This window comes from Brevundimonas sp., from assembly GCF_031082345.1.
Classification (GTDB): Bacteria; Pseudomonadota; Alphaproteobacteria; order Caulobacterales; family Caulobacteraceae; genus Brevundimonas.
This window is the reverse complement of sequence record NZ_JAVHLH010000406.1, coordinates 1-1,112: the sequence shown is the minus strand read 5'-3', so window position 1 is coordinate 1,112 and position 1,112 is coordinate 1. Positions and strand designations below refer to the sequence as shown.

2 protein-coding genes are annotated in these 1,112 nt (G+C 73.0%); one reads left to right on the top strand and one right to left on the bottom strand.

The window, feature by feature from the left end:
- Positions 1 to 242: 242 nt before the first annotated feature.
- Positions 243 to 677 carry a SufE family protein gene (locus tag RDU12_RS15805; RefSeq protein WP_308685632.1) on the top strand — a complete coding sequence of 145 codons (435 nt, stop codon included), beginning with the start codon at positions 243 to 245 and terminating at the stop codon, positions 675 to 677.
- Here the strand turns inward: RDU12_RS15805 and RDU12_RS15800 are convergent.
- Positions 671 to 1,112 (bottom strand): hypothetical protein (locus RDU12_RS15800; RefSeq protein WP_308685630.1); only part of this gene is annotated, 442 nt, incomplete at its 5' end. The genes RDU12_RS15805 and RDU12_RS15800 overlap by 7 nt on opposite strands.

Sequence of the window (1,112 nt, the reverse complement as noted above, 5' to 3'; positions counted from 1 at the left end):
CCCGGACCCGGGGGCCGGTGGGCGGTTCGCTGGCGGCGATGTCGGCGGATGGGGTCAAGGGCGGACGGGACAGGGGTTGAGGGCGGCGGAACACGGCGCCCCGGCCGGAGAGCCTAGCCGCGCGGGCGAGTCGTCCAAAGCGCACACGCTTCTAAGGAGAGCGCCCGTCGGGCCTCGCGGGCCGTTTTCTGGGGACCGACGGCGTGGTTGTCGTTAACGCCGCGGCGGCCTATCTGGCCCGGATGAACGCGGAAGCCCCCATCGACGCCGTCCTCGCCGAACTGGTCGAGGAGTTCGACCTTCTCGGCGACTGGGAAGGGCGGATCGAGTACGTCATCGAGCTCGGCAAGGATCTGGAGCCGCTCCCCGACGCCGACCGCACCGAGGCCAACAAGGTGCCGGGCTGCGCCGCCCAGGTCTGGCTGGCGGTCCGGCGCGACGGTGATCGCCTGTCCTTCCTCGCCGACAGCGACAGCGCCCTGTCCAAGGGCAATATCGCCCTGCTGCTGCGGCTCTATTCCGGCCGCGCCCCCGCCGAGATCCTGGCCTTCGACGCCCGGGCCGCCCTGGATCGTCTCGGCCTGCCGTCGGCCCTGACCCGCCAGCGCGCCAACGGGCTGAACGCCATGGTCGGCCGTATCCGCGAGGCGGCGCTGGCCGCCGCCCGACCTCAGTAGTAGACGCCGCGCGCCGCCAGCACCGCGCGCCGGTCCGGCCCTTCCGTCACATCGATGTGGATGGCGTATTCATCCGGGCGCGGCGTCCGCCGCTCCCAGCGCCACGGCGCCCCGGGCGTCTGCGACCACAGCGGATTGCGTCCCACGACCAGCCGCGCCATCCGGCCCAGCTCGCGGCTGCCGACCAGGTTCGACGAGACGCCGCAGGTCACCACATAGGCCGCGACCCCGTCATCCTCGACGGTGCCTTCCTCGATCCGCAGGCGCCAGCGCCCGTCCCTGGAGATCATCTCGACCTCCGAGGCCCAGTCCTCGAGCGGCGTCCGGTCCGCGGCGGGGCGGCGGAAGTCCATGTCGCGGGCCGCGCGCATGGCGCCCTCGAAGGTCTTGGCGCGGCTGGCGTAGGGCAGGCAGACCCGCGCCACGACAAAGGCC

Excerpts from the sequence above, each read along its gene's own strand:
- RDU12_RS15805 (WP_308685632.1), top strand. The coding sequence starts at position 243 with ATGAACGCGGAAGCCCCCATCGACGCCGTCCTCGCCGAACTGGTCGAG.